Origin of the sequence: Citrobacter sp. EC_71 (assembly GCF_019584005.1) — a bacterium.
In the GTDB taxonomy this organism is placed as follows: Bacteria; Pseudomonadota; Gammaproteobacteria; order Enterobacterales; family Enterobacteriaceae; genus Citrobacter; species Citrobacter werkmanii.
Genome location: NZ_VDAY01000096.1, coordinates 1 through 242, shown reverse-complemented (window position 1 = coordinate 242; position 242 = coordinate 1). Strand labels below are relative to the sequence as shown.

The window sequence follows — 242 nt, the reverse complement described above, 5'->3', positions numbered from 1 at the left end:
GTAAGTGTAGCGATACATTGAGCTAACCGATACTAATGAACCGTGAGGCTTAACCTTACAACGCCGAAGCTGTTTTGGCGAAGAGACAGATTTTCAGCCTGATACAGATGACATCGACATGCTAAAGGCGTGTTGATAAACAGAATTTGCCTGGCGGCTGTAGCGCGGTGGTCCCACCTGACCCCATGCCGAACTCAGAAGTGAAACGCCGTAGCGCCGATGGTAGTGTGGGGTCTCCCCAT

At 51.2% G+C, this 242-nt stretch carries 1 rRNA gene; it reads left to right on the top strand.

Annotated features, from left to right (window positions below):
• Positions 1-149 precede the first annotated feature (149 nt).
• Positions 150-242, top strand: a 5S ribosomal RNA gene (gene rrf / locus FHD02_RS24195); the annotation flags it as partial.